The following is a 25,535-nucleotide window of genomic DNA, read 5'->3' as shown; positions in this document are numbered from 1 at the left end:
TCGATGCCGGTACGGGTAATCGTGCCGGTAAGAATAGAGAGGAACGATGTATGATGGATCTCGATAACATTCCCGATACGCAAACGGAAGCTGAAGAGCTGGAAGAAGTGGTGATGGGGCTTATCATCAACTCCGGACAAGCGCGCAGCCTGGCGTATGCGGCACTGAAACAGGCGAAGCAGGGCGATTTTGCTGCAGCAAAAGCCATGATGGATCAGTCACGGATGGCATTGAATGAAGCGCATCTGGTACAGACGAAACTGATTGAAGGCGATGCGGGCGAAGGTAAGATGAAAGTGAGTCTGGTGCTGGTCCACGCTCAGGATCATTTAATGACGTCCATGCTTGCGCGTGAACTGATTACTGAATTAATTGAGCTTCATGAAAAACTGAAGGCATAAGGAGTCGATGATGCAGCCAGTGATTAACGCGCCGGAAATTGCCACTGCCCGAGAACAGCAGTTGTTTAATGGCAAAAACTTCCATGTGTTTATCTATAACAAAACTGAGAGTATCAGCGGGCTGCATCAGCACGACTATTATGAATTTACTCTGGTATTAACCGGGCGTTATTTCCAGGAGATTAACGGTAAGCGCGTGTTACTGGAACGGGGCGATTTTGTTTTTATTCCGTTAGGTTCGCACCATCAAAGTTTTTATGAGTTTGGTGCCACGCGTATATTGAACGTTGGGATCAGTAAACGCTTTTTTGAGCAGCATTACCTGCCGTTGTTGCCTTATTGCTTTGTCGCTTCGCAGGTATACCGGACCAATAACGCTTTTCTCACCTATGTGGAAACAGTGATTTCTTCATTGAATTTCCGCGAAACAGGGCTGGAAGAGTTTGTTGAGATGGTTACTTTTTATGTCATTAACCGTTTACGTCATTACCGCGAAGAACAGGTGATTGATGATGTACCGCAGTGGCTGAAAAGTACGGTAGAAAAGATGCATGATAAAGAGCAGTTTAGTGAATCGGCGCTGGAGAATATGGTGACGTTGTCAGCCAAATCACAGGAATATTTGACGCGAGCGACTCAACGATATTATGGCAAAACACCAATGCAGATTATTAATGAGATCCGTATTAATTTTGCCAAAAAACAACTGGAAATGACCAACTATTCCGTGACGGATATTGCGTTTGAGGCCGGTTATAGTAGCCCGAGTTTGTTTATTAAAACGTTTAAGAAATTAACGTCCTTTACGCCTAAGAGCTATCGTAAGAAATTGACTGAATTTAATCAGTAAGTCGTTATACCTGACAATTCACATATCTGTCCTGTTGCTGGATTATTTATGTCCGGGGGGGCAGATATGCCAGATATCAGTATTCTGTACTGAAGGGAGAAATTATGAGCCAGAAATTAAAAGTCGTCACTATTGGTGGCGGGAGCAGCTATACCCCGGAGTTACTGGAAGGATTTATTAAGCGTTATCACGAATTGCCGGTCAGCGAATTATGGCTGGTGGATGTCGAAGATGGTAAAGAGAAACTGGATATCATTTTTGAACTCTGCCAACGGATGATTGATAACGCTGGCGTCCCGATGAAGCTTTATAAAACGCTGGATCGCCGCGAAGCATTGAAAGATGCTGATTTCGTTACTACCCAACTGCGCGTAGGCCAATTACCGGCGCGCGAACTGGATGAACGTATTCCATTAAGTCATGGTTATCTTGGCCAGGAAACCAACGGCGCGGGCGGTCTGTTTAAAGGTCTGCGTACCATTCCGGTGATTTTTGACATCGTAAAAGATGTCGAAGAACTTTGTCCGAATGCATGGGTGATTAACTTCACTAACCCGGCGGGAATGGTTACTGAAGCCGTTTATCGTCATACCGGATTTAAACGCTTTATCGGCGTGTGTAATATTCCGATCGGCATGAAGATGTTTATTCACGATGTTCTGATGCTGAAAGACAGCGATGATTTATCTATCGATTTGTTCGGCCTCAACCATATGGTGTTCATTAAGGATGTGCTGGTAAATGGCAAGTCGCGCTTTGCCGAATTGCTTGATGGTGTGGCATCCGGGCAGTTAAAAGCATCTGGCGTTAAAAATATTTTCGATCTGCCATTTAGCGAAGGCTTAATTCGTTCTCTGAATCTGTTGCCGTGTTCTTATTTGCTTTATTACTTCAAGCAAAAAGAGATGCTGGCTATTGAAATGGGCGAATACTACAAAGGCGGCGCACGAGCGCAGGTAGTACAGAAAGTCGAGAAACAACTTTTTGAGCTGTATAAAAACCCGGAGTTGAAAGTTAAGCCGAAAGAACTGGAACAGCGCGGTGGGGCTTATTACTCTGATGCAGCGTGCGAAGTGATCAACGCTATCTACAACGACAAGCAAGCTGAACATTACGTTAATATCCCGCATCATGGGCATATTGATAATATTCCGGCAGACTGGGCGGTAGAAATGACCTGTAAGCTGGGGCGCGATGGCGCGACGCCACATCCGCGCATTACGCATTTCGATGATAAAGTGATGGGGCTGATTCACACCATTAAAGGCTTCGAGATTGCTGCCAGCAACGCCGCACTTAGCGGAGAATTTAACGATGTGTTACTGGCGCTAAACCTTAGTCCGTTGGTGCATTCCGATCGCGATGCTGAGCTGCTGGCACGCGAGATGATTCTGGCGCACGAGAAATGGCTGCCAAATTTTGCCGACTGCATCGCAGAGCTTAAAAAAGCACATTAACCGAGGCTGATTATGGAACGCTTACTGATTGTTAATGCCGATGATTTTGGCTTAAGCAAAGGTCAGAACTACGGCATTATCGAGGCCTGTCGCAATGGGATTGTCACATCGACGACGGCGCTGGTGAATGGGCAGGCTATTGACCATGCGGTGCAGTTGAGTCGTGATGAACCGAGTCTGGCCATAGGGATGTACTTTGTCCTTACTATGGGCAAGCCACTGACAGCTATGCCGGGGTTAACCCGCGATGGTGTGCTGGGAAAATGGATCTGGCAGTTGGCAGAAGAAGATGCTTTACCGCTGGAAGAAATTACTCAGGAGCTTGCCAGTCAGTATTTGCGTTTCATTGAGCTATTTGGACGCAAACCTACGCATCTTGATAGCCATCATCATGTGCATATGTTCCCGCAGATTTTCCCGATTGTTGCCAGGTTTGCGGCTGAAGAGGGGATTGCGTTGCGCATCGACCGTCAGCCGCTATCTAACTCTGGTGATTTACCGGCTAATCTGCGCAGTTCTCAGGGATTCAGTAGCGCGTTTTATGGTGAAGAGATTAGCGAGGCACTGTTCCTGCAAGTGCTGGATGACGCAAGCCATCGGGGTGATCGTTCGCTGGAGGTGATGTGTCATCCGGCGTTTATCGATAATACTATCCGTCAGAGTGCTTACTGTTTCCCACGCTTAACGGAGCTGGATGTGTTGACATCAGCGTCGTTGAAAGGTGCTATCGCTCAGCGTGGTTATCGGTTGGGGAGTTATCGGGATGTGTAAGTGAGGATGTTTGCCAGATGCGGCGTGAACCTTGCATCCGGCGATTAATTCCTACAAAGGCGGCGTAACTGCGCCGCTTGAGACTGCTGACAAACGCAAAACTGCCTGATGCGCTTCGCTTATCAGGCCTACGTGTTTCCTGCAATATATTGAATTTGCACAGTTTTGTAGGCCGGATAAGGCGTTCACGCCGCATCCGGCATAAACAAAGCGCACTATGTAAATCATTTGAGGCGGCGCAATTGCGCCGCCTCCCATCAGGCAGGAATTTTGTCAATCTTAGGAATGCGTGACCACACGCGGTGTGCTGCCATCAGCGTTAGCAGTTCATCCATAAAACTACCGTCAGCGCTGTCAGCTTCCACAATCCCTTCTTCACCCTGGTCAGCGACCTTGATTGTTGCTTTAAACTTGCGCGCGTCTCCCGCCAGCGCAATCGGTTTAAGGTGTTTGTAGGCTTCCATCAGGTAGTAGTTGGCATCGCCGTTGTCAGCGATATCCGCGATATTGCCGCAAGGGACAATGACCGCATCGACCGTCAGCGAAGGTGCACCGGCAAAGGTAGCGGCTATAGGCAACACCGTACCGTCATCCGCAGTCACTTCACCCATTCGGGAGTAGAGCAGTTTGGCATGAACGCCTTTGGCCTTCAGGGCCTTGAGAATGGCCAGAAGGTCTGCCGATCTCACTTCATCATTAAGTAAAATCGCTACCACGCGACCTTTCACATCACCGTCAGGAATGGCGTACAAACTTAAGGATGGATCCTTTTTCAGACCGTTGACGTCCGGAGGTGGGGTGATATTCAGCTGGTCGTCAGTCAGTTCGATACCGAGATTTTTCGCCACCGCCTGGGCCAGAGTGAGATCAATATGCGCCAGCTGGTCAACAACGCGCTCACGAATATACGGACGAACGACTTTGCTTAACTCAAAACTGAAACCATCGACAATATGGCGCTGCTCGAATGGCGTCTGACTTAGCCAGAACAGACGCGGATGGGAATAATATTCGCCAAACGATGGACTGCGCTCACGAACTTTATTTCCTTCCACGCGTTCCTGATATGATTCAAAACCGCCGCGTTTCGGTCCCGGCGGTGTTTCGCGCGGCCAGTTATCGTTGATCGAGTTCGGTTCGTAATTCGCCGGGTTAGTGTCGATCCCCATACGATGCATGCCATCACGCTGGAAGTTGTGGTAAGGGCAGGTCGGACGGTTAATCGGAATCTCATGGAAATTCGGCCCACCAAGACGACTGATTTGTGTATCGGTATAGGAGAACAAACGTCCCTGCAACAGCGGATCGTTGGTGAAGTCCAGACCAGGAACAATATGACCTGGATGGAATGCTGCTTGTTCGTTTTCGGCAAAGAAGTTATCCGGATTGCGATTGAGCACCATTTTGCCGACACGCTGAACGGGCACCAGTTCTTCCGGGATCAGTTTGGTTGGATCGAGAAGATCGAAGTCGAACTTGAATTCATCTTCTTCAGGAATCAACTGGAAGCCCAGTTCGTATTCCGGAAAATCGCCTGCTTCAATGGCTTCCCACAACTCGCGGCGGTGGAAGTCCGGGTCACGTCCGGTGAGTTTTTGTGCTTCATCCCAAACGAGTGAGGCTTTACCTGCCAGTGGTTTCCAGTGGAAACGTACAAACGTTGCCTTCCCTTCGGCATTAATCAGGCGGAAGGTGTGAATACCGAAGCCTTCCATGGTGCGGTAACTGCGGGGGATGCCGCGATCCGACATCGCCCACATCACGTTGTGCAGAGTTTCAGGTTGCAGAGAAACATAATCCCAGAAAGTATCGTGGGCACTTTGCCCTTGTGGAATTGCCCAGTGCGGTTCTGGTTTTACCGCATGAACAAAATCGGGGAATTTATGCGCATCCTGGATAAAGAAGATTGGCGTGTTATTGCCAACGAGGTCAAAAATACCCTCTTCAGTATAGAACTTGGTGGCAAAACCACGGATATCACGCACGGTATCTGCAGAGCCAGCGCCACCCTGAACGGTAGAGAACCTAACAAATACTGGGGTGATTTTGTTCGGATCTGAGAGGAAATCCGCTTTGGTGATATCGCTTAAGCTTTTATATGGCTGGAAATAACCGTGAGCTGCTGATCCGCGTGCATGAACAATACGTTCCGGGATGCGCTCATGGTCAAAGTGGGTGATTTTCTCGCGCAGAATAAAATCTTCCAGCAGCGTTGGACCACGGTTACCGGCACGCAGTGAGTTTTGATCATCGGCGATGCGCACGCCCTGATTAGTGGTCAGCGCATAATTTTCACTGCCTTTGCGTACGTCTTCCAGAGAATTAAGTTTTTCGTTACGTGTATCAGGGGCTTTCAGGCTCCCAGGGGCGGTAGGTTGTGCACCTGGCGGTGTTGGTTCAGCCGCTGGACGATGAGATCCGTCCTCAGGTGCCAGTGAGTCCATCCCCGGTTTCGCTTCGCTGGAATCGTGTAGTGGTGACTGGTGCTGATGTAGGTTCTTTTCGTTATGTTGCGACATTGAACTCGTCTCCTTAATTTATTACTGAAAGGGCCGCTGTTTTGGTCAAAAAACTCTCTAACTATAGACCACCAGCCAGATCCCGCTTCGGAGACTATTCTGGAAACGGTGTTATGAAATACACGCAAAGCGGGACGTACAGGGGCTAAATCGGCTAAACTACAGTTTTTCTAATTTTTAATATGCGTTTAGTGAAGCCAGTAATGAAGAAACCGCTCCGCCAGCAAAACCGCCAGATTATTAGCTATGTCCCACGCACGGAACCCGCGCCGCCAGAACATGCGATAAAGATGGATTCGTTTCGTGATGTCTGGATGCTGCGTGGCAAATATGTTGCGTTTGTACTGATGGGAGAGTCATTTCTGCGCTCACCGGCGTTTACTGTGCCTGAATCTGCCCAACGTTGGGCAAATCAGATCCGCCAGGAAGGGGAAGTGACTGAGTAAGGATTACATACTTCCCGGTTTTGCCGGGAGTTACATGACCTGAAATTCTGCATTTCGTTGCTACATTCATTCAAACCACCTGTAACAAAAAGCTGCCTTTGACGAGCTATTGCTATAAATAAGTGATCTTTTTTCTTTAATTGTTTATTTATTTTAAAATGGTTAAGTTTTGCTAATCATGATGAGCTATTTTTGATAGTTCATCCTGTGGCGTCGCTCTTAAACTTATATTGTAAGTGACTTAGATTTAAATGAGATAATAATTTTGTTAACAATATGGGGCGGGAGATGTTTTCTACAAACTTAATACAGAGTAATTATGGTGATTTAAATATTAAAAGCCTGGCTTTCGACTCTTTTAAAGAAAGGCTTGAGTCTACCATGGCGGCACTCACTTTCTTTATATCAACGGGTCAATGTGACTGCGATGAAATAGCAGAGTCGAACTTCAATCGTATGATTGCCTATATGTCTAACATTAACTATGATGCCTCAAAGCCAGGAGCTCCAGCACTTAGTTTTGATACGTATCTGCAGGACAATGTTAAATATAGAGTGATAATTAATAATCTTTATGGCAGTGAGTTTCGGATAAGAGATATTAATGAGAATTTTGTTGGGATGGATTTTACCTGTGAATTCCGACCCGAAAAAATGACGAATTTGATCAATATAAAAAATAGGTTGGTTATTCATTATTTAAGGACTATATACTATGAAAAAAATTATATACATCCTGCCGGGAGCATTTTTGCTGCGATTCAAAAAAAATGAGAGTCTCCTAAAGTTTCCTTCGATAATATCAATGCTTAATATCAATCTTCTTTTTAATCCACTAAATCTTCCGGGAATGGGAAGTGGTGTGCTTGAAGATATTATGAGTATTCCAGATAGTTCACTTAGAAAACGTCTCGGGTATGAGGTTTTAAGCTTCTCACTACAGGCACATTCATTGAGCCAGGAATGTATTGATAAGTTGGACATTTTTTTCGCTGACGATCTGTTTAAATATGAGTCAGTATGCATCGCCGCGATGGAACATTTAAAAAGTAAAGCAACGGCCCCTATACAAAACGGACCGTTGCCAGCATAAGAATTAACGGTGTGCCAGTTCGGCGTCGTCTTCGCTATCCAGAATGGCTTTATCGGTTTGCTTCAGCCACTGGCTGGTCAGCGTGCCAGCTGTCATCGAGCCACTAACGTTTAGCGCCGTACGGCCCATGTCGATAAGCGGTTCAACGGAGATTAACAGCGCCACCAGGGTTACTGGCAGGCCCATCGCAGGCAGCACAATCAGTGCGGCGAAAGTTGCACCACCACCGACACCGGCAACGCCTGCGGAACTAACGGTAACAATACCGACCAGCGTCGCAATCCACATCGGGTCCAGCGGGTTAATGCCAACCGTAGGCGCAACCATCACCGCCAGCATTGCCGGATACAAACCGGCGCAGCCGTTCTGACCAATGGTTGCACCGAAAGAGGCGGCGAAACTGGCGATGGATTCAGGAACGCCCAGACGACGCGTTTGTGCTTCCACATTCAGTGGGATAGACGCAGCACTGGAACGGCTGGTAAAGGCAAACGTCAGCACAGGCCATACCTTACGGAAGTACTTCAGCGGACTCACGCCATTAATGCCCAGCAGAATGCCATGCACTGCAAACATAATCAGCAGACCGAGGTAGGACGCGACAACGAAACTTCCCAGTTTGATGATGTCTTGCAAGTTAGAACCTGCAACCACTTTGGTCATTAGAGCCAGAACGCCGTAAGGGGTCAACTGCATGACAAGGCGAACCAGTTTCATCACCCAGCTTTGTAGGGTATCGATAGCGGCTAAGACGCGTTCACCTTTCGGCGCATCATCCTTCAGCAGTTTCAATGCAGCTACGCCGAGGAATGCGGCAAAAATTACCACGCTGATAATTGACGTCGGATTGGCTCCGGTAAGATCGGCAAACGGGTTTTTCGGGATAAAGGACAAGACCAGCTGCGGAACGCTCAGATCAGAGACTTTACCAACATAGTTACTTTCAATGGCGTTCAGACGTGCAGTTTCTGCACCACCCTGAACCAGACCTTCAGCCGTCAAACCAAACAGGTTGGTGACCAGCACACCGACCAGCGCCGCAATCAGCGTGGTAAACAAAAGCGTACCGATGGTCAGAAAACTGATTTTGCCTAACTGAGATGCGTTATGCAGACGGGCAACCGCGCTCAGAATAGAGGCGAAGACTAACGGCATAACGATCATTTGCAGCAGTTGAACATAGCCGTTACCAACGATGTTAAACCACTGTACAGAATCTTTAAGTACCTGGCTGTCAGAACCATAAATGGTATGCAGGGCAAGGCCAAAAACCACACCCATCACCAGACCCACCAGCACTTTTTTCGCCAGACTCCACTGTTTATGGCGGGTCTGAGCCAGCGCAAACAGCAGTACAACGAACACCACGATGTTCGCAATTAATGGAAAGTTCATCCCCGTTCTCCTGATCTTATTATTTCTATCACTGCGTAGCAGTCATAGTGTTGGCGCAAGATTAACAGAACTGTGAGCTGGCTCTTATATTCAAATGGAATTGCTTATTCCAGAAAGGTGATTTTTGCCTTTTTAGTATTCAACCTGATGCTTAATAAGCCGATGAAACTGGATCTGCAAGGTATTGATCATTTGCGATGACCAACGAACAGCGCTGTTCTCGGGTAATGAATGGGGCATCCATACCGACCAGACAAATAATGCCATGCAGATAAAACGTTCCAGTTGGTTGCCCTTTTGGGGAACCAGGATAGGCAAGCGGAAACGCCAGCGGCATGGCCAGAGCAGGGGAACACCGGCGGGTGTCAGCATATCGGCAAGTATGTGGCTCAAATAACCCAGCACCATTCCTTGTAGCGCATCAGCCGGAATGAACCAGCCTTCCGGAACCTTAAGGTAAAAGGTTGCCAGCAGCGCAAATACCGCCAGCAGACTGTGGGTAAAACCACGATGCCCAAAAGCGCGGGCGATCGGTTTTGATATCCATTTTAATCGCTGCCCAAGAAACGACTTTGGGTGATCGATGTCCGGTAACAAACACGTCAGGATTGCGGAAGGGACAATATGCCACCAGTCACCCTGTGCCAGCACGGGCGTCAGCTCGGCATTTTTGGCAAATACCGCACAAGCAATAGAAAAGAGAAGGTGACCTTCCGCCGTCATGATAAAACTCACTAAACTGTCGATACGTACAGTATAGGATTTTTATACAGTGCACGGAAGTGGTGACGGTGTAACTCTTTCTCTTAAATTGACGATTAATCCGTCAGTTGAATGCAAATTCAGATAAAGAACCAGGGGCAGCGTGATCACTGCCCCTGGTCATTAACCGAGAAGGTCTTTTGCGGTGAGTTCTGTCAGCGATGAGAGTTTGACGTTTGCTAATACAAAACGTGGATCATTTTGCGCTTCTGGCGCAGGAACGACGATGGAACGCATGCGGGCTGCTTTAGAAGCGATCATGCCATTTACCGAGTCTTCCAGCGCCACGCAGGTCAGTGGGTCAACGCCCAGTTTTGCTGCGCAGTCGAGATATACTTGCGGATGCGGCTTGCTGTAAGGCAGTTTTTCAGCCGAGGCGAGGGCATCGAAACTGTCGCGTAAGTCAAACATGGTCAACACTTTTTCCAGCATATGTAGTGGTGACGCGGAGGCCAGTCCCACCAATAAACCTTGTTCTTTGCATAACGCAACAGCTTCGCGCACGCCTGGTAATAATGGACGTGTCTCTTCAACCAGTGAAATGGCACGGGCAATAACCCGTTCTACTACTTCCTGACGGCTTGGCCCATTCCACGGTTGCCGGGCGTACCAAAGATCGACCACCATATCGATGCGTAAACCTAAGGTGTCCGGCAGCTCGTTACGACGGGAGATATCCACCCCCAGGCTTGCCATCACATCCAGTTCGGCTCGATCCCATAAAGGTTCTGAGTCGATAAGTAATCCATCCATATCAAAAATTGCAGCAAGAATCTGACGCGGGGTTGACATTACAACCTCTCCTTTAGAGCATTATGTGTAAGGTATTAAGCCGTGCTTATGATTAAGCGCCTATCATATCGCCTTTAAAGAATGGGCGAAAACAGATATCTACAGGTAAACTAAGTGAAACGACGCGTCTTAATCAAGGAGAACTCATGACGTATCAACAAGCTGGACGCATTGCTGTTTTGAAAAGGATTTTGGGTTGGGTGATTTTTATACCTGCATTGATCTCCACATTGATTTCTTTGCTGAAATTTATGAATACCCGGCAGGAAAACCAGGAAGGCATTAATGCGGTCATGCTCGACTTTACTCATGTCATGATCGATATGATGCAGGCGAATACGCCTTTTTTGAATCTGTTCTGGTATAACTCCCCGACCCCTAATTTTAATGGTGGCGTGAACGTTATGTTCTGGGTGATTTTCATCCTGATTTTTGTCGGACTGGCGTTGCAGGATTCCGGTGCCCGGATGAGTCGCCAGGCGCGCTTCTTGCGGGAAGGTGTTGAAGATCAACTCATTCTGGAAAAAGCCAAAGGGGAAGAGGGGCTAACGCGTGAACAAATTGAGTCCCGTATTGTTGTTCCGCACCATACTATTTTCCTGCAGTTTTTCTCACTATATATCCTGCCGGTTATTTGTATTGCTGCAGGTTATGTGTTCTTTTCTCTGCTTGGGTTTATTTAATCAAAAGGCCGCACGGAGCGGCCATTATCCTCAACCCATATCATGCTGCTAATAATCTATCCAATGACTGCTGAGCAATAACCAAATGCTGACCGCCAAATAATCTTGCACGATTTAACAGCGTGTAGAGTTGGTAAACCGGTTGACGTTCAAGGAAATCGGCAGGTAGCGGGGATACTGACTGATAGCCGTCATAGATTTGTGGCGGCTGTTCAGTATGCAGCGGTAACATCGCCAGGTCGCACTCTCGGTCACCCCAGTAGCAGGCAGGGTCGAAAATGTACGGGCCATCCGGACCCAGCGCACAGTTGCCGGACCATAAATCGCCGTGCAACAGAGAAGGCTGCAGTTGATGCGAGGCCAGACGCTGCTGAATATGCTCGACGATGGCGTCGATATTGCCGAAAGCGATCCCTTTCTCTGCTGCCAGTTCCAACTGCCAGCCAATCCGTTGTTCAGCAAAAAACGTTGACCAGCGACGTTGCCAGGTGTTGGGCTGTGGAGTTGTGGAGAGCGAGTTATCAAAATCGAGGCCAAATTGTGGTTGGTCACTCCATTGATGTAAACGCGCAATTTGCTGACCAAGAATAAATGCGCTATGCGCATCCAGCGGACGAGGTGGGAGATAATCCATCACCAGAAAACTGTAGTCACGGTCAGCGCCTACTGCCCAAACCTTAGGCACGGTGACGGTTTTACTACGCGACAGTAACTCCAGTTGGTCGGCTTCGGCGGTAAAACCGGGAAGCAGTTCCCTTTCATCACATTTGACGAAAAAGTCATGTCCTGCATAGCGCAAATGCCATGCGGCATGGACTTCTCCGCCAGGCAGTTCATTACGCAGTTCGATTTCGCCTTCACCTAACTGCTCGCTCAAAAGACGACTGATTGCCTGCCACATGATGTCTCTCCCATGTTGTCTGCCAGATCATAAGGTTAGCGCAAGAATGCGGTGTAAAAACACGAGCTAACGCACACCACAGACTGATTATTGCCCAAAAACCATTTATTTTCTGTTGCTATTCCATTCCTCCCAAGTCGTGATGGTGATTTCAGGATCTTTGCCGGTTGCACTTTGGGTAAGCCCCGAAACCAGTTCTCTAATTTCTTCTTCACTTTGGGTACTGATAAGTCCAAAAGTGTTAGTCCCCAGCTCATGGATATTTCCCTCATCATCCGTCATGGTGAGCAAAAAACCGTCGCGAGTCAGGTAATTATTCAACTCGTTAATTTCAGTCAATGTATCCTCATGCAACATGACGGTTATGACATAACGGACAAGATCGCCACTGGCCATAGTTCACCCCTTTGTTATCACATGACTTTTGAGCAAAGTCGGAGAAACGCGTTGCCGACAGGTTGGTGGTGATTCCCCCAATGCTGGGGGAATGTTTTTGTTAGCGGGAAAGGTAAGCGTAAATTTTTTGCGTATCGTCATGGGAGCACAGACGTGTTCCCTGATTGAGTGTGGCTGCACTCCCCGCAGCTACGCCAAAACGGACCATCTCTTCAAGAGAGGCATTTTCTGCCAGTTTCAGTGTCATCGCGCCGACCATGCTGTCACCAGCGCCAACGGTACTCTGGCTTTTCACCGGTGGTGGCACCACCTGAATGCAGTTTTCACTATCAACACCCAGCGCTCCTTGTGGACCAAGGGAAACGACAACCCGTTTGGCCTTGCCGCTATTAACGATTTCCTGCGCGGCTTTGCGGACATCGTCCGGCTGGGTGAGTTCGCGATTCACCAGCGCACTGAGTTCTTTTTGGTTAGGCTTAACCAACTCGATGTTACCAATTGCCAGTGCTGCACTTAACGCTTCGCCAGAACTGTCGACGATGCAGCGGATCCCTTGTTTTTGCGAAGCGGAAATCAGTTGGGTTAATTTTTCCAGCTTCACACCTGGCGGCAGGCTTCCGCTTATGACCAGGATGGCCCCGGATTCAATTTCCAGAACTTGCTCTTCAAGCTGGCGAAACTCATCTTCATTTAATGCCGCGCCTGGCATAACAAAACGATACTGCTCACCGCTTGCTTCCACATGTACATGTAAATTCTGCCGGGTCCAGTCTTTGGCTTCTACAGTAGCGACGGGGACATTTTCATCCGCCAACAGTGAAACCAGGTGTTCGCCGGTCGCGCCACCCGCCGGGAAGATCGCTGTGGCACTGCCTCCAAGATGGGCAATGGCGCGGGCGACGTTGATGCCGCCGCCCCCGGGTTCGAACACCGGTGCGGTACAGCGCAGTTTTCCTTCGGGATAAATTTGCGGGGTAATTGTTGCGCTATCGAGAGAGGGCGCAAGTGTCAACGTATAGATACGTACCATCATTTCCTCCTATAGGCTGATTTCAGTCTGGCACCGAATCAGCGGAAAGTGAAGAAATTAACAATATGATTTATTGGAGCTTTATTTAAAATTTTGCAGATAAATATATATAAATAAAAATCTGTTTTCGCCACATGCTTATTCAAAAAATGAAATAAGAATACATTGCTAAGTTATTCGCGCCTTTTTATAATTCGTTACCTTTCCAGGGACGCTAATCTTTGATCCTTAAGAAAGTTTCCGGGACCGCGATGGTCTCTTTTTTTGTTGTACGGACTCTTGATAAATGAAGCTTTTGAAGACAGTTCCTGCCATCGTTATGTTGGCGGGGGGCATGTTTGCGTCACTGAATGCAGCTGCCGATGATTCCGTTTTTACTGTCATGGACGATCCTGCCAGCGCTAAAAAACCTTTCGAAGGTAATCTGAACGCAGGATATCTTGCACAATCAGGCAATACGAAAAGCTCCTCACTTACGGCTGACACCACCATGACCTGGTATGGACAAACCACTGCCTGGTCGCTGTGGGGGAACGCCAGTAATACTTCTTCTAATGATGAGCGTTCTTCAGAAAAATATGCGGCGGGCGGGCGTAGCCGTTTTAATTTAACTGATTATGACTATTTATTTGGTCAGGCAAGCTGGCTGACAGACCGTTATAACGGCTATCGAGAGCGCGATGTGTTGACCGCGGGTTATGGTCGCCAGTTTTTGAATGGCCCGGTACACAGTTTCCGCTTTGAATTCGGCCCAGGTGTGCGTTACGACAAATATACCGACAATGCCAGTGAAACCCAGCCGCTGGGCTATGCCTCCGGGGCTTATGCATGGCAGTTGACTGACAACGCTAAATTTACGCAGGGTGTTTCGGTCTTTGGCGCGGAAGATACAACGCTGAACTCCGAAAGCGCATTAAATGTTGCTATTAATGAACATTTTGGACTGAAGGTGGCTTACAACGTCACATGGAACTCTGAACCTCCAGAGTCTGCACCGGAACATACCGATCGTCGGACAACCTTATCGCTGGGCTACAGCATGTAAAATTATCTGCCGGACCGTGTTATGCGGTCTGGCTGTCTTCGTTTGTCACTGCTCAGCCCCAAATCATTGCTGCCCAACGTAGCAACAACATAGCGCCACAGATTGCCAGTAGCACCACCACCATCTTCCAGTGTTTTTTATCAAAGCGTTTAGTCGGCATACCAGTGTCCTGCATATCTCTTGTGCGTGATAACGGAGTGTAACAAAAGGGATAGGCATCAAGGGATTTTTTGTTATTACAGCCGTCGGGTGGCGTTGTGCACATGGTCACTGTTTCTGCGTTTTATGAAAAAAATAAAATTATGTATCGATATATATCGTAAATAGCTGGTTATAAATACGTCTTTATTTCATCAGCACTAAAACTCAGGCTTTGGCTGATGACATTTATAGCAGCATAATATGTTTCTACAGTTTTATAATGCTTATGATGAATGGCTATATGAACAGCTGACATGTTGTCATGATTTTTAGCGGCCAATAGTGTAAATAACTGATGTTGACTAAAAGAATGTTTTTTTGCAAAAGCACCCAGCGTCGATATATAAGATAACACGACGTCTTCATTACCCTTGCTCATGGCGATGTATAATGCAGGGGTTCCCTGTGCTGTAGCTCCTTTTAATAAATCCATGATGTTAGCTTTGCTCAACTTGTATTTAAAGGCGATGCCATTAATTTTAGAGAGGAACCGTGTGACACACAAAGGGTGATTATTTTCCATTGCGGCGTATAATCCTGGCTCACCATCATGTATTTTCATGGCTAAAATACTCATCACCATTTTTTTGTTTAAAAGTTCTTGTGCTATTGGAGTGGTTAATGCATTCAGAAAGATATCGATTATTTCATCGAATCCATACAACATGGAGATATAGAGTCCAGGTGTTTCGTTAGCACTTTTAGTTTGCAGTAATTTAACCAGATTATCTTCATGAATGATATGATTGTATACCAGTGACTGAATTTCTTGCATAAATATTTTTACGTTGTCAGTTTGTCCGTTCATCATAGCCAGAAATAAAGCAGGTGTACCAACGCTATTCTGCGCAGTTATTATTTCAATGATTTCTTTTTCAGGGAGTATGGGCAACTGTTTGAATAGTGTAATAAGCTATTGAGTCTGGCCTGTGGCCATTATTAACAACATTGCCGATGGATGTATAGGGGCAAATGGCATTCGTGTCGTGATACCCGCTAAAATAGCAACTGGAACTCCCTCAGGTAATAGAGGAAGAATAGCAATTGCACAGTTGCGAACATACCTATCAGCCCAGGTCTGAGCATCGGGAGCTGAACTGATGAACTTATCAAGCGAGAGAAAGCCCCGTGCTGCCCTGTGGGTGCCTCTGACGGCAACGTTGGTATCGTTCGGGTCGTAAACAGACACAACATAATTTAATTGTCCATACACTGACTGCTTTATTCGTAGCCTTACTGACAAAGTATGATTGTCTATATATAAAATCGCGGACATATGACTGACATTGTTTGCCATCATTCGACAAAAGAAAATATCTAAAGCGAAGCCAAAATCCTTACTCGCGATAACGCGACTCCCTGCAGGAGGATGGCGAAGTAATGCTCTGAACTCCGCGTCCCGGACTAAGGGGACATGCTGCTGTATGGATTCAACGGAGGAGTAGTGTTTAATCAGGTTGACTTTGCCTTTTCCATTTCTCAATGAATCAAGGGCGTATTGCAATGACAGATGGCGACAAAAAATAGCGTCAGAAGGAGATTGCGAAAAAAATGCACTACCATTGAGATTTACTGTTGGTTGTATAGTTTTTTCTCTATGGATTTTTTTAGACAGTTTCATACAATGGTTACGATCTTCGGCAGTTAACTGTTCCTGTTCAATATAATCCAGTATGCTTCGCAAATGGTTAGCCTTAATAGGCGTGGTTTCCAGAAATAAGGGAATGATTTCTTTTTTATAGTGTAATGTAATGAGTATATTTTCTGCATGGATGGGTGAAGTGGCAAAGTTAATGATAAAAAGGGCAGTGGAATAACAATTTTGTGAAATTTTTCGACAGTTTGCGGTAAATTCCTGAGTAACACAGTATGACAGCATCGAACTTAAGTCAGAGGTATCAAGTAGGGTGATGAGTTGGCGCGCAAATTGATTAATAGGCTCTGATGAAGGCGTTGGTATGTCGCTATCGATGTGCAATCTATGAGGAGACTTATAATGGGTTCTGATAATGATATCGTTTTGACTCATAATCTATTCGCCTTATATATGTCTGGAGGTTTTGAGGATGATGATTAATTATTATCGCCAGAACGAAATGTGCACGAAAAATTGCTATAAGAATTGTGTCACTTTTATCATTGTGATATGACCACTTCGTCATTAATCTCATGAGCGTTTAAAATACTACCGCCAAATCACGCAACGAACTTTGCTGGATTCAGTTTATGCTGCTGTAAATCCGCTCGCAGTAAACCTTTCAGACGCACCGTGATGTTATCAGTGGTTCTTTAAGCGTTTTGCTGGTGTACTCACTACAAACGAATTGCGAATCGAATCAATGTGAAACGGAAAGGTACAATCTCCCTTTTTTTAGTGTTAACATCGTTCAACCGGGTGGAAGGTGAGAGGTTAATGTCTTTCATTTGTGTACCTGATTGCGAACCAATTTAGCATTTGTTGGCTAGATGGTTTCGCAATGAACTGTTAATAAACAAATTTTTCTTTGTATGTGATCTTTCGTGTGGGTCACCACTGCAAATTAAGGATATAAAATGCCTGTTATAACTCTTCCTGATGGCAGCCAACGCCATTACGACCACGCTGTAAGCCCCATGGATGTTGCGCTGGACATTGGTCCAGGTCTGGCGAAAGCCTGTATCGCAGGGCGCGTTAATGGCGAACTGGTTGATGCTTGCGATCTGATTGAAAACGACGCACAACTGTCGATCATTACCGCCAAAGACGAAGAAGGTCTGGAGATCATTCGTCACTCCTGTGCGCACCTGTTAGGGCATGCGATTAAACAACTTTGGCCGCATACCAAAATGGCAATCGGCCCGGTTATTGACAACGGTTTTTATTACGACGTTGATCTTGACCGCACGTTAACCCAGGAAGATGTCGAAGCACTCGAGAAGCGGATGCATGAGCTTGCTGAGAAAAACTACGACGTCATTAAGAAGAAAGTCAGCTGGCACGAAGCGCGTGAAACTTTCGCCAACCGTGGGGAGAGCTACAAAGTCTCCATTCTTGACGAAAACATCGCCCATGATGACAAGCCAGGTCTGTACTTCCATGAAGAATATGTCGATATGTGCCGCGGTCCGCACGTACCGAACATGCGTTTCTGCCATCATTTCAAACTAATGAAAACGGCAGGGGCTTACTGGCGTGGCGACAGCAACAACAAAATGTTGCAACGTATTTACGGTACGGCGTGGGCAGACAAAAAAGCACTTAACGCTTACCTGCAGCGCCTGGAAGAAGCCGCGAAACGCGACCACCGTAAAATCGGTAAACAGCTCGACCTGTACCATATGCAGGAAGAAGCGCCGGGTATGGTATTCTGGCACAACGACGGCTGGACCATCTTCCGTGAACTGGAAGTGTTTGTTCGTTCTAAACTGAAAGAGTACCAGTATCAGGAAGTTAAAGGTCCGTTCATGATGGACCGTGTCCTGTGGGAAAAAACCGGTCACTGGGACAACTACAAAGATGCAATGTTCACCACATCTTCTGAGAACCGTGAATACTGCATTAAGCCGATGAACTGCCCGGGTCACGTACAAATTTTCAACCAGGGGCTGAAGTCTTATCGCGATCTGCCGCTGCGTATGGCCGAGTTTGGTAGCTGCCACCGTAACGAGCCGTCAGGTTCGCTGCATGGCCTGATGCGCGTGCGTGGATTTACCCAGGATGACGCGCATATCTTCTGTACTGAAGAACAAATTCGCGATGAAGTTAACGGATGTATCCGTTTAGTCTATGATATGTACAGCACTTTTGGCTTCGAGAAGATCGTCGTCAAACTCTCCACTCGTCCTGAAAAACGTATTGGCAGCGACGAAATGTGGGATCGTGCTGAGGCGGACCTGGCGGTTGCGCTGGAAGAAAACAACATCCCGTTTGAATATCAACTGGGTGAAGGCGCTTTCTACGGTCCGAAAATTGAATTTACCCTGTATGACTGCCTCGATCGTGCATGGCAGTGCGGTACAGTACAGCTGGACTTCTCCTTGCCGTCTCGTTTGAGCGCCTCCTATGTGGGCGAAGACAACGAGCGTAAGGTACCGGTAATGATTCACCGCGCAATTCTGGGGTCGATGGAACGTTTCATCGGTATCCTGACCGAAGAATTCGCTGGTTTCTTCCCGACCTGGCTTGCGCCAGTTCAGGTTGTTATCATGAATATTACCGATTCACAGTCTGAATACGTTAACGAATTGACGCAAAAACTATCAAATGCGGGCATTCGTGTTAAAGCAGACTTGAGAAATGAGAAGATTGGCTTTAAAATCCGCGAGCACACTTTGCGTCGCGTCCCATATATGCTGGTCTGTGGTGATAAAGAGGTGGAATCAGGCAAAGTTGCCGTTCGCACCCGCCGTGGTAAAGACCTGGGAAGCATGGACGTAAATGAAGTGATCGAGAAGCTGCAACAAGAGATTCGCAGCCGCAGTCTTAAACAATTGGAGGAATAAGGTATTAAAGGCGGAAAACGAGTTCAAACGGCGCGCCCTAACCGTATCAATGGCGAAATTCGCGCCCAGGAAGTTCGCTTAACAGGTCTGGAAGGCGAGCAGCTTGGTATTGTGAGTCTGAGAGAAGCTCTGGAGAAAGCAGAAGAAGCCGGAGTAGACTTAGTCGAGATCAGCCCTAACGCCGAGCCGCCGGTTTGTCGTATAATGGATTACGGCAAATTCCTCTATGAAAAGAGCAAGTCTTCTAAGGAACAGAAGAAAAAGCAAAAAGTTATCCAGGTTAAGGAAATTAAATTCCGTCCTGGTACAGATGAAGGCGACTATCAGGTAAAACTCCGCAGCCTGATTCGCTTTCTCGAAGAGGGTGATAAAGCCAAAATCACGCTGCGTTTCCGCGGTCGTGAGATGGCGCACCAGCAAATCGGTATGGAAGTGCTTAATCGCGTGAAAGACGATTTGCAAGAACTGGCAGTGGTCGAATCCTTCCCAACGAAGATCGAAGGCCGCCAGATGATCATGGTGCTCGCTCCTAAGAAGAAACAGTAAGGCCTTCAAGTAGCACTGTCTGTGGAGCCTTCGGGCTTCACAGGCTTTGTTCGCCTTTGTTTCGTTTATTAACAATGCGAAGTGGAAGTTATTAAAATGCCAAAAATTAAGACCGTACGCGGTGCTGCTAAGCGCTTCAAAAAAACCGGTAAAGGTGGTTTTAAGCACAAGCACGCTAACCTGCGTCACATTCTGACCAAAAAAGCGACCAAACGTAAACGTCACCTGCGTCCGAAAGCCATGGTTTCCAAAGGCGATCTGGGCCTGGTAATCGCGTGCCTGCCGTACGCATAAGCCGTTAACGTTTTTAACTTTTTAATTAGAATATAGATACAGGAGAGCACATATGGCTCGCGTAAAACGTGGTGTTATTGCACGCGCACGTCACAAGAAAATTTTGAAACAAGCTAAAGGCTACTACGGTGCGCGTTCTCGCGTATACCGCGTTGCCTTCCAGGCTGTTATCAAAGCTGGTCAGTATGCTTACCGTGACCGTCGTCAACGTAAGCGTCAGTTCCGTCAACTGTGGATTGCGCGTATCAACGCAGCAGCACGTCAGAACGGTATTTCTTACAGCAAATTCATCAATGGCCTGAAAAAAGCCTCTGTTGAAATCGACCGTAAGATCCTGGCTGATATCGCAGTATTCGACAAAGTAGCGTTCACCGCTCTGGTTGAAAAAGCGAAAGCAGCTCTGGCATAAGCCAGTTGAAAGAGGGAGCTAGTCTCCCTCTTTTCGTTTCAACGCCATCAAAACATTGACTTTTATCGCCGTAGCCTTTTCAATAAAGGTCTTTTGAAGAGTACCAAAAGGTAACGCAAGCAATGAATGCTGCTATTTTCCGCTTCTTTTTTTACTTTAGCACCTGAATCCAGGAGGCTAGCGCGTGAGAAGAGAAACGGAAAACAGCGCCTGAAAGCCTCCCAGTGGAGGCTTTTTTTGTATGCGCGTTTTGAAAAATAAAAAGCCAGTCTATCAGGCGTAATTGTCGCAGCCAGTCTGGACACGGCCAGCGCGGAGAAACCGGAGCGTATTTAAGTACGTGAGAATTTCGAGCACTGCCCGGGACCAAAATGGCAAGTAAAATAGCCTGATGGGATAGGCTCTAAGTCCAACGAACCAGTGTCACCACTGACACAATGAGGAAAACCATGTCACATCTCGCAGAACTGGTTGCCAGTGCGAAGGCGGCCATTAGCCAGGCGTCAGATGTTGCCGCGTTAGATAATGTGCGCGTCGAATATTTGGGTAAAAAAGGGCACTTAACCCTTCAGATGACGACCCTGCGTGAGCTGCCGCCAGAAGAGCGTCCGGCAGCTGGTGCGGTTATCAACGAAGCGAAAGAGCAGGTTCAGCAGGCGCTGAATGCGCGTAAAGCGGAACTGGAAAGCGCAGCGCTGAATGCGCGTCTGGCGGCGGAAACGATTGATGTCTCCCTGCTAGGTCGTCGCATTGAAAACGGCGGTCTGCATCCGGTTACCCGTACCATCGACCGTATCGAAAGTTTCTTCGGTGAGCTTGGCTTTACCGTGGCAACCGGGCCGGAAATCGAAGACGATTATCATAACTTCGATGCTCTGAACATTCCTGGTCACCACCCGGCGCGCGCTGACCACGACACTTTCTGGTTTGACACTACCCGCCTGCTGCGTACCCAGACCTCTGGCGTACAGATCCGCACCATGAAAGCCCAGCAGCCACCGATTCGTATCATCGCGCCTGGCCGCGTTTATCGTAACGACTACGACCAGACTCACACGCCGATGTTCCATCAGATGGAAGGTCTGATTGTTGATACCAACATCAGCTTTACCAACCTGAAAGGCACTCTGCACGATTTCCTGCGTAACTTCTTTGAGGAAGATTTGCAGATTCGCTTCCGTCCTTCCTACTTCCCGTTCACCGAGCCTTCTGCAGAAGTTGACGTCATGGGTAAAAACGGTAAATGGCTGGAAGTGCTGGGTTGCGGGATGGTGCATCCGAACGTGCTGCGTAACGTTGGCATCGACCCGGAAGTTTACTCTGGTTTCGCCTTCGGGATGGGGATGGAGCGTCTGACTATGTTGCGTTACGGCGTCACCGACCTGCGTTCATTCTTCGAAAACGATCTGCGTTTCCTCAAACAGTTTAAATAAGGCAGGAATAGATTATGAAATTCAGTGAACTGTGGTTACGCGAATGGGTGAACCCGGCGATTGATAGCGATGCGCTGGCGAATCAAATCACTATGGCGGGCCTGGAAGTTGACGGTGTAGAACCGGTTGCCGGTAGCTTCCACGGCGTGGTCGTTGGTGAAGTGGTTGAGTGTGCGCAGCATCCGAACGCTGACAAACTGCGTGTGACAAAAGTGAATGTCGGCGGCGATCGCCTGCTGGACATCGTCTGTGGTGCGCCAAACTGCCGTCAGGGCCTGCGTGTGGCGGTAGCTACCATTGGTGCTGTTCTGCCGGGTGATTTCAAAATTAAAGCGGCGAAACTGCGTGGCGAACCGTCTGAAGGGATGCTGTGCTCCTTCTCTGAACTGGGAATTTCTGACGATCACAGCGGCATTATCGAACTGCCTGCAGATGCGCCGATTGGCACTGACATCCGCGAATACCTGAAACTCGATGACAACACCATCGAAATCAGCGTAACGCCAAACCGTGCCGACTGCTTAGGTATCATTGGTGTTGCGCGTGACGTTGCCGTGCTGAATCAGCTGCCGCTGGTTGAACCGGAAATCGTTCCGGTTGGTGCGACCATCGACGACACGTTGCCGATTACAGTCGAAGCGCCTGAAGCCTGCCCGCGCTATCTTGGCCGTGTGGTAAAAGGCATTAACGTTAAAGCGCCAACTCCGCTGTGGATGAAAGAAAAACTGCGTCGTTGCGGGATCCGTTCTATCGATGCAGTTGTTGACGTCACCAACTATGTACTGCTCGAACTGGGCCAGCCGATGCACGCTTTCGATAAAGATCGCATTGAAGGCGGCATTGTGGTGCGGATGGCAAAAGAGGGCGAAACGCTGGTGCTGCTTGATGGCACTGAAGCGAAGCTGAATGCTGACACTCTGGTCATCGCCGACCACAACAAGGCGCTGGCGATGGGCGGCATCTTTGGTGGCGAACACTCTGGCGTGAATGACGAAACGCAAAACGTCTTGCTGGAATGCGCTTTCTTCAGCCCGCTGTCTATCACCGGTCGTGCTCGTCGTCATGGCCTGCATACTGATGCGTCTCACCGTTATGAGCGTGGCGTTGATCCGGCACTGCAGCACAAAGCGATGGAACGTGCGACCCGTCTGCTGATCGACATCTGCGGTGGTGAGGCTGGTCCGGTAATTGATATCACCAACGAAGCAACGCTGCCGAAGCGTGCAACCATCACTTTACGTCGTAGCAAACTGGATCGCCTGATCGGCCATCATATTGCTGATGAACAGGTAACTGACATTCTGCGTCGTCTCGGCTGCGAAGTGACCGAAGGCAAAGACGAGTGGCAGGCAGTTGCGCCGAGCTGGCGTTTCGATATGGAGATTGAAGAAGATCTGGTTGAAGAAGTCGCGCGTGTTTACGGCTACAACAACATCCCGGATGAGCCGGTACAGGCAAGCCTGATTATGGGTACTCACCGTGAAGCTGACCTGTCGCTCAAGCGCGTGAAAACGCTGCTCAACGACAAAGGCTATCAGGAAGTGATCACCTACAGCTTCGTTGATCCGAAAGTGCAGCAGATGATCCATCCAGGCGTTGAAGCCTTACTGCTGCCAAGCCCGATCTCTGTTGAAATGTCAGCAATGCGTCTTTCTCTGTGGACCGGCCTGCTGGCAACCGTGGTGTACAACCAGAACCGTCAGCAGAACCGTGTGCGCATTTTCGAAAGCGGTCTGCGTTTCGTACCAGATACTCAGGCACCGTTGGGCATTCGTCAGGATCTGATGTTAGCCGGTGTGATTTGCGGTAACCGTTACGAAGAGCACTGGAACCTGGCAAAAGAGACCGTTGATTTCTATGATTTGAAAGGCGATCTTGAATCCGTTCTCGACCTGACCGGTAAACTGAATGAGGTTGAGTTCCGTGCAGAAGCGAATCCGGCACTGCATCCGGGGCAATCCGCAGCGATTTATCTGAAAGGGGAACGTATTGGTTTTGTTGGAGTTGTTCATCCTGAACTGGAACGTAAACTGGATCTTAACGGTCGCACTCTGGTGTTCGAACTGGAGTGGAACAAGCTCGCAGACCGCGTGGTGCCTCAGGCGCGCGAGATTTCTCGCTTCCCGGCGAACCGTCGTGACATCGCGGTGGTGGTCGCAGAAAACGTTCCCGCAGCGGATATTTTATCCGAATGTAAGAAAGTTGGCGTAAATCAGGTAGTTGGCGTAAACTTATTTGACGTGTACCGCGGTAAGGGTGTTGCGGAGGGGTATAAGAGCCTCGCCATAAGCCTGATCCTGCAAGATACCAGCCGTACACTCGAAGAAGAGGAGATTGCCGCTACCGTCGCCAAATGTGTAGAGGCATTAAAAGAGCGATTCCAGGCATCATTGAGGGATTGAACCTATGGCGCTTACAAAAGCTGAAATGTCAGAATATCTGTTTGATAAGCTTGGGCTTAGCAAGCGGGATGCCAAAGAACTGGTTGAACTGTTTTTCGAAGAGATCCGTCGCGCTCTGGAAAACGGCGAACAGGTGAAACTCTCTGGTTTTGGTAACTTCGATCTGCGTGATAAGAATCAACGCCCGGGACGTAACCCGAAAACGGGCGAGGATATTCCCATTACAGCACGGCGCGTGGTGACCTTCAGACCCGGGCAGAAGTTAAAAAGCCGGGTCGAAAACGCTTCGCCCAAAGACGAGTAATCTGATCTAACTAAAAAGGCCGCTCTGCGGCCTTTTTTCTTTCAATAACTGATTGATTTATAATATCTTATGCCGCTTCGTTCCACTGTGTGTCCACATTCAGTGGAGGGTGAGGGGAGTAAGCCCGCTACATTGCGGGCTTTGTCTTATAGTCTTATCACTGTTTCAAGTCGGTGAGGGCACCAAAAAGAAAACCCGCAGTTTTTACGCTGCGGGTTTGTTGTTCATATCTGTGAGATAGGGTGCCTTATCCGGCCTTACCCTGGCAACCGATTGACGGGGGATTGCTCCCCCGTCGCGGTTTCCTTACTGCTTACACTGTAAGAACGCCGCAAACTCCGCTCCCCAGAAGCTCATCCGTATTTCACACAGCGAACCGTGCAACATCCAGATGATGAGGATTGCCGTCACGCAGAACGTGATGGTCGTAAGCGATTTTTGCGACATAGCACTTGCTCCTTTTCCGGAGAGGCGCTAACCTTTCACTTGTCAAGGTAATGCGGTTAGGGCCTCGGTTAAACAGAGATGTTTTCCGGGGCCTTTCCACATCTGGCCTTCGGGTATTCCCTCCGACCATCAGCCGAAAGGCACCCGCGCGTAATCTATCGCTTTTTTGTTACTCCGGCAATTCTGCCTGTTAATTCTGAGGTAAAGGCAAGCTCATCTGATTGTTTCCCCTGTGTGAAGCTGGCAGATCATGCCACGGGATATCTTCTGAAGAGTGAACGCCGGAGGCGTGTTTTGATGTGAATTTATGGAAAGCTTCCAGTGTTGAGAAGCATACGCCGCATTCCAGATTGTTACACTGGTAATACTTTTGCCGCACGGTGTTTGAATCATTTTCCGGACGACTGGTGCGGATACGGGCAGATGCGCCACAAAGCGGACAACGGAACATAGCGACCTCCCTTAACGTAGTGCAG

Annotated in this window: 25 protein-coding genes, 2 pseudogenes and 1 other annotated feature; of the genes and pseudogenes, 16 read left to right on the top strand and 11 right to left on the bottom strand. The window is 48.1% G+C overall.

The window, feature by feature from the left end; all coding sequences use genetic code 11:
• Positions 1-50 precede the first annotated feature (50 nt).
• From chbA to chbG, 4 genes are all read left to right on the top strand, one after another.
• The gene (gene chbA, locus C1P89_RS07965) at positions 51-401 is read left to right on the top strand and encodes a PTS N,N'-diacetylchitobiose transporter subunit IIA (RefSeq protein ID WP_000968919.1); all 351 of its coding nucleotides are present in this window, start codon (positions 51-53) and stop codon (positions 399-401) included.
• A gap of 7 nt (positions 402-408) precedes the next feature.
• Positions 409-1,251, top strand: coding sequence for a transcriptional regulator ChbR (gene chbR, locus C1P89_RS07960; protein WP_000983653.1), 843 nt, complete (start codon positions 409-411; stop codon positions 1,249-1,251).
• 104 nt (positions 1,252-1,355) lie between these two features.
• Positions 1,356-2,708, top strand: coding sequence for a 6-phospho-beta-glucosidase (gene celF / locus C1P89_RS07955; protein WP_000078721.1), 1,353 nt, complete (start codon positions 1,356-1,358; stop codon positions 2,706-2,708).
• Positions 2,709-2,720: 12 nt separating this feature from the next.
• The gene (gene chbG / locus C1P89_RS07950; RefSeq protein ID WP_000440481.1) at positions 2,721-3,479 is read left to right on the top strand and encodes a chitin disaccharide deacetylase; all 759 of its coding nucleotides are present in this window, start codon (positions 2,721-2,723) and stop codon (positions 3,477-3,479) included.
• A gap of 257 nt (positions 3,480-3,736) precedes the next feature.
• On the opposite strand, the gene katE is transcribed toward chbG, so the two are convergent.
• The gene (gene katE / locus C1P89_RS07945) at positions 3,737-5,998 is read right to left on the bottom strand and encodes a catalase HPII (RefSeq protein ID WP_000077820.1); all 2,262 of its coding nucleotides are present in this window, start codon (positions 5,996-5,998) and stop codon (positions 3,737-3,739) included.
• A 182-nt stretch (positions 5,999-6,180) separates the two neighbouring features.
• On the opposite strand from katE, the gene cedA reads away from it, so the two are divergent.
• Positions 6,181-6,444: a cell division activator CedA gene (gene cedA / locus C1P89_RS07940; protein ID WP_001241561.1), complete on the top strand. Its 264-nt coding sequence runs from the start codon at positions 6,181-6,183 to the stop codon at positions 6,442-6,444.
• 288 nt (positions 6,445-6,732) lie between these two features.
• Positions 6,733-7,537: pseudogene (locus C1P89_RS07935) on the top strand (protein YdjO).
• Between the two features lie 3 nt (positions 7,538-7,540).
• Here C1P89_RS07935 and tcyP read toward each other — a convergent pair.
• From tcyP to hxpB, 3 genes are all read right to left on the bottom strand, one after another.
• A complete protein-coding gene (gene tcyP, locus C1P89_RS07930; protein WP_001010697.1) occupies positions 7,541-8,932 on the bottom strand; it encodes a cystine/sulfocysteine:cation symporter in 1,392 nt (463 codons plus the stop codon).
• 132 nt (positions 8,933-9,064) lie between these two features.
• A complete protein-coding gene (locus tag C1P89_RS07925) occupies positions 9,065-9,655 on the bottom strand; it encodes a metal-dependent hydrolase (RefSeq protein ID WP_001297653.1) in 591 nt (196 codons plus the stop codon).
• A gap of 162 nt (positions 9,656-9,817) precedes the next feature.
• Positions 9,818-10,486, bottom strand: a complete 669-nt coding sequence (gene hxpB / locus C1P89_RS07920; RefSeq protein WP_000106834.1) for a hexitol phosphatase HxpB — start codon at positions 10,484-10,486, stop codon at positions 9,818-9,820.
• 146 nt (positions 10,487-10,632) lie between these two features.
• On the opposite strand from hxpB, the gene C1P89_RS07915 reads away from it, so the two are divergent.
• Positions 10,633-11,169 carry a YniB family protein gene (locus C1P89_RS07915; RefSeq protein WP_000222172.1) on the top strand — a complete coding sequence of 179 codons (537 nt, stop codon included), beginning with the start codon at positions 10,633-10,635 and terminating at the stop codon, positions 11,167-11,169.
• A 40-nt stretch (positions 11,170-11,209) separates the two neighbouring features.
• On the opposite strand, the gene C1P89_RS07910 is transcribed toward C1P89_RS07915, so the two are convergent.
• From C1P89_RS07910 to pfkB, 3 genes are all read right to left on the bottom strand, one after another.
• Positions 11,210-12,070 (bottom strand): fructosamine kinase family protein, encoded by an 861-nt coding sequence (locus tag C1P89_RS07910; protein WP_000267651.1) that lies wholly within the window; start codon positions 12,068-12,070, stop codon positions 11,210-11,212.
• Positions 12,071-12,175: 105 nt separating this feature from the next.
• Positions 12,176-12,466, bottom strand: a complete 291-nt coding sequence (gene ghoS, locus C1P89_RS07905; RefSeq protein ID WP_000146159.1) for a type V toxin-antitoxin system endoribonuclease antitoxin GhoS — start codon at positions 12,464-12,466, stop codon at positions 12,176-12,178.
• A 100-nt stretch (positions 12,467-12,566) separates the two neighbouring features.
• On the bottom strand, positions 12,567-13,496 hold the full coding sequence (pfkB, locus tag C1P89_RS07900) for a 6-phosphofructokinase II (protein WP_000251738.1): 930 nt from the start codon (positions 13,494-13,496) through the stop codon (positions 12,567-12,569).
• A 286-nt stretch (positions 13,497-13,782) separates the two neighbouring features.
• Here pfkB and C1P89_RS07895 point away from each other — a divergent pair, with 286 nt between their 5' ends.
• Positions 13,783-14,541, top strand: coding sequence for a DUF481 domain-containing protein (locus C1P89_RS07895; RefSeq protein WP_000771396.1), 759 nt, complete (start codon positions 13,783-13,785; stop codon positions 14,539-14,541).
• 52 nt (positions 14,542-14,593) lie between these two features.
• On the opposite strand, the gene yniD is transcribed toward C1P89_RS07895, so the two are convergent.
• Positions 14,594-14,701, bottom strand: coding sequence for a small membrane protein YniD (yniD, locus tag C1P89_RS07890; RefSeq protein WP_001142445.1), 108 nt, complete (start codon positions 14,699-14,701; stop codon positions 14,594-14,596).
• A 171-nt stretch (positions 14,702-14,872) separates the two neighbouring features.
• Positions 14,873-16,771: pseudogene (gene espL1, locus C1P89_RS07885) on the bottom strand (type III secretion system effector EspL1).
• A gap of 524 nt (positions 16,772-17,295) precedes the next feature.
• Here espL1 and thrS point away from each other — a divergent pair.
• From thrS to ihfA, 8 genes are all read left to right on the top strand, one after another.
• Complete coding sequence (gene thrS / locus C1P89_RS07880; protein WP_001144202.1) at positions 17,296-19,224, top strand: threonine--tRNA ligase; 1,929 nt, start codon at positions 17,296-17,298, stop codon at positions 19,222-19,224.
• A 3-nt stretch (positions 19,225-19,227) separates the two neighbouring features.
• The gene (gene infC / locus C1P89_RS07875; protein WP_001700733.1) at positions 19,228-19,770 is read left to right on the top strand and encodes a translation initiation factor IF-3; all 543 of its coding nucleotides are present in this window, start codon (positions 19,228-19,230) and stop codon (positions 19,768-19,770) included.
• Positions 19,771-19,866: 96 nt separating this feature from the next.
• Positions 19,867-20,064: a 50S ribosomal protein L35 gene (gene rpmI, locus C1P89_RS07870; protein WP_001124225.1), complete on the top strand. Its 198-nt coding sequence runs from the start codon at positions 19,867-19,869 to the stop codon at positions 20,062-20,064.
• 52 nt (positions 20,065-20,116) lie between these two features.
• Entirely contained in the window at positions 20,117-20,473 is a 357-nt protein-coding gene (rplT, locus tag C1P89_RS07865) for a 50S ribosomal protein L20 (RefSeq protein ID WP_000124850.1), read from the top strand.
• Positions 20,474-20,589: 116 nt separating this feature from the next.
• Positions 20,590-20,714 (top strand) — a sequence feature (Phe leader region).
• Positions 20,596-20,640 carry a pheST operon leader peptide PheM gene (pheM, locus tag C1P89_RS07860; RefSeq protein ID WP_001386830.1) on the top strand — a complete coding sequence of 15 codons (45 nt, stop codon included), beginning with the start codon at positions 20,596-20,598 and terminating at the stop codon, positions 20,638-20,640. It overlaps the preceding feature by 45 nt.
• A 208-nt stretch (positions 20,715-20,922) precedes the next feature.
• On the top strand, positions 20,923-21,906 hold the full coding sequence (gene pheS, locus C1P89_RS07855; RefSeq protein ID WP_000018582.1) for a phenylalanine--tRNA ligase subunit alpha: 984 nt from the start codon (positions 20,923-20,925) through the stop codon (positions 21,904-21,906).
• A 14-nt stretch (positions 21,907-21,920) separates the two neighbouring features.
• Positions 21,921-24,308, top strand: a complete 2,388-nt coding sequence (pheT, locus tag C1P89_RS07850) for a phenylalanine--tRNA ligase subunit beta (RefSeq protein ID WP_000672359.1) — start codon at positions 21,921-21,923, stop codon at positions 24,306-24,308.
• Between the two features lie 4 nt (positions 24,309-24,312).
• Positions 24,313-24,612, top strand: coding sequence for an integration host factor subunit alpha (ihfA, locus tag C1P89_RS07845; RefSeq protein WP_001229265.1), 300 nt, complete (start codon positions 24,313-24,315; stop codon positions 24,610-24,612).
• A 306-nt stretch (positions 24,613-24,918) separates the two neighbouring features.
• Here the strand turns inward: ihfA and C1P89_RS07840 are convergent, their stop codons facing one another.
• Together C1P89_RS07840 and C1P89_RS07835 are read right to left on the bottom strand one after the other, a co-directional pair.
• Positions 24,919-25,059, bottom strand: a complete 141-nt coding sequence (locus C1P89_RS07840; RefSeq protein WP_000078923.1) for a Hok/Gef family protein — start codon at positions 25,057-25,059, stop codon at positions 24,919-24,921.
• Positions 25,060-25,249: 190 nt separating this feature from the next.
• Entirely contained in the window at positions 25,250-25,510 is a 261-nt protein-coding gene (locus C1P89_RS07835) for an Ogr/Delta-like zinc finger protein (RefSeq protein ID WP_000488103.1), read from the bottom strand.
• Positions 25,511-25,535 lie beyond the last annotated feature (25 nt).

It is taken from the genome of Shigella sonnei, from assembly GCF_002950395.1.
Classification (GTDB): Bacteria; Pseudomonadota; Gammaproteobacteria; order Enterobacterales; family Enterobacteriaceae; genus ECMA0423.
The sequence above is the reverse complement of the archived record's forward strand: the minus strand, read 5'-3'. Positions and strand labels throughout refer to the sequence as shown.

Coding starts and splice junctions, on each gene's coding strand:
- C1P89_RS07835 (WP_000488103.1), bottom strand. CDS start 25,510: ATGTTCCGTTGTCCGCTTTGTGGCGCATCTGCCCGTATCCGCACCAGT.
- hxpB (WP_000106834.1), bottom strand. CDS start 10,486: ATGTCAACCCCGCGTCAGATTCTTGCTGCAATTTTTGATATGGATGGA.
- katE (WP_000077820.1), bottom strand. CDS start 5,998: ATGTCGCAACATAACGAAAAGAACCTACATCAGCACCAGTCACCACTA.
- pfkB (WP_000251738.1), bottom strand. CDS start 13,496: ATGGTACGTATCTATACGTTGACACTTGCGCCCTCTCTCGATAGCGCA.
- C1P89_RS07910 (WP_000267651.1), bottom strand. CDS start 12,070: ATGTGGCAGGCAATCAGTCGTCTTTTGAGCGAGCAGTTAGGTGAAGGC.
- C1P89_RS07895 (WP_000771396.1), top strand. CDS start 13,783: ATGAAGCTTTTGAAGACAGTTCCTGCCATCGTTATGTTGGCGGGGGGC.
- cedA (WP_001241561.1), top strand. CDS start 6,181: ATGCGTTTAGTGAAGCCAGTAATGAAGAAACCGCTCCGCCAGCAAAAC.
- chbA (WP_000968919.1), top strand. CDS start 51: ATGATGGATCTCGATAACATTCCCGATACGCAAACGGAAGCTGAAGAG.
- pheS (WP_000018582.1), top strand. CDS start 20,923: ATGTCACATCTCGCAGAACTGGTTGCCAGTGCGAAGGCGGCCATTAGC.
- chbG (WP_000440481.1), top strand. CDS start 2,721: ATGGAACGCTTACTGATTGTTAATGCCGATGATTTTGGCTTAAGCAAA.
- yniD (WP_001142445.1), bottom strand. CDS start 14,701: ATGCCGACTAAACGCTTTGATAAAAAACACTGGAAGATGGTGGTGGTG.
- chbR (WP_000983653.1), top strand. CDS start 409: ATGATGCAGCCAGTGATTAACGCGCCGGAAATTGCCACTGCCCGAGAA.
- rpmI (WP_001124225.1), top strand. CDS start 19,867: ATGCCAAAAATTAAGACCGTACGCGGTGCTGCTAAGCGCTTCAAAAAA.
- C1P89_RS07925 (WP_001297653.1), bottom strand. CDS start 9,655: ATGACGGCGGAAGGTCACCTTCTCTTTTCTATTGCTTGTGCGGTATTT.
- ghoS (WP_000146159.1), bottom strand. CDS start 12,466: ATGGCCAGTGGCGATCTTGTCCGTTATGTCATAACCGTCATGTTGCAT.
- pheT (WP_000672359.1), top strand. CDS start 21,921: ATGAAATTCAGTGAACTGTGGTTACGCGAATGGGTGAACCCGGCGATT.
- C1P89_RS07840 (WP_000078923.1), bottom strand. CDS start 25,059: ATGTCGCAAAAATCGCTTACGACCATCACGTTCTGCGTGACGGCAATC.
- ihfA (WP_001229265.1), top strand. CDS start 24,313: ATGGCGCTTACAAAAGCTGAAATGTCAGAATATCTGTTTGATAAGCTT.
- thrS (WP_001144202.1), top strand. CDS start 17,296: ATGCCTGTTATAACTCTTCCTGATGGCAGCCAACGCCATTACGACCAC.
- tcyP (WP_001010697.1), bottom strand. CDS start 8,932: ATGAACTTTCCATTAATTGCGAACATCGTGGTGTTCGTTGTACTGCTG.
- C1P89_RS07915 (WP_000222172.1), top strand. CDS start 10,633: ATGACGTATCAACAAGCTGGACGCATTGCTGTTTTGAAAAGGATTTTG.
- rplT (WP_000124850.1), top strand. CDS start 20,117: ATGGCTCGCGTAAAACGTGGTGTTATTGCACGCGCACGTCACAAGAAA.
- celF (WP_000078721.1), top strand. CDS start 1,356: ATGAGCCAGAAATTAAAAGTCGTCACTATTGGTGGCGGGAGCAGCTAT.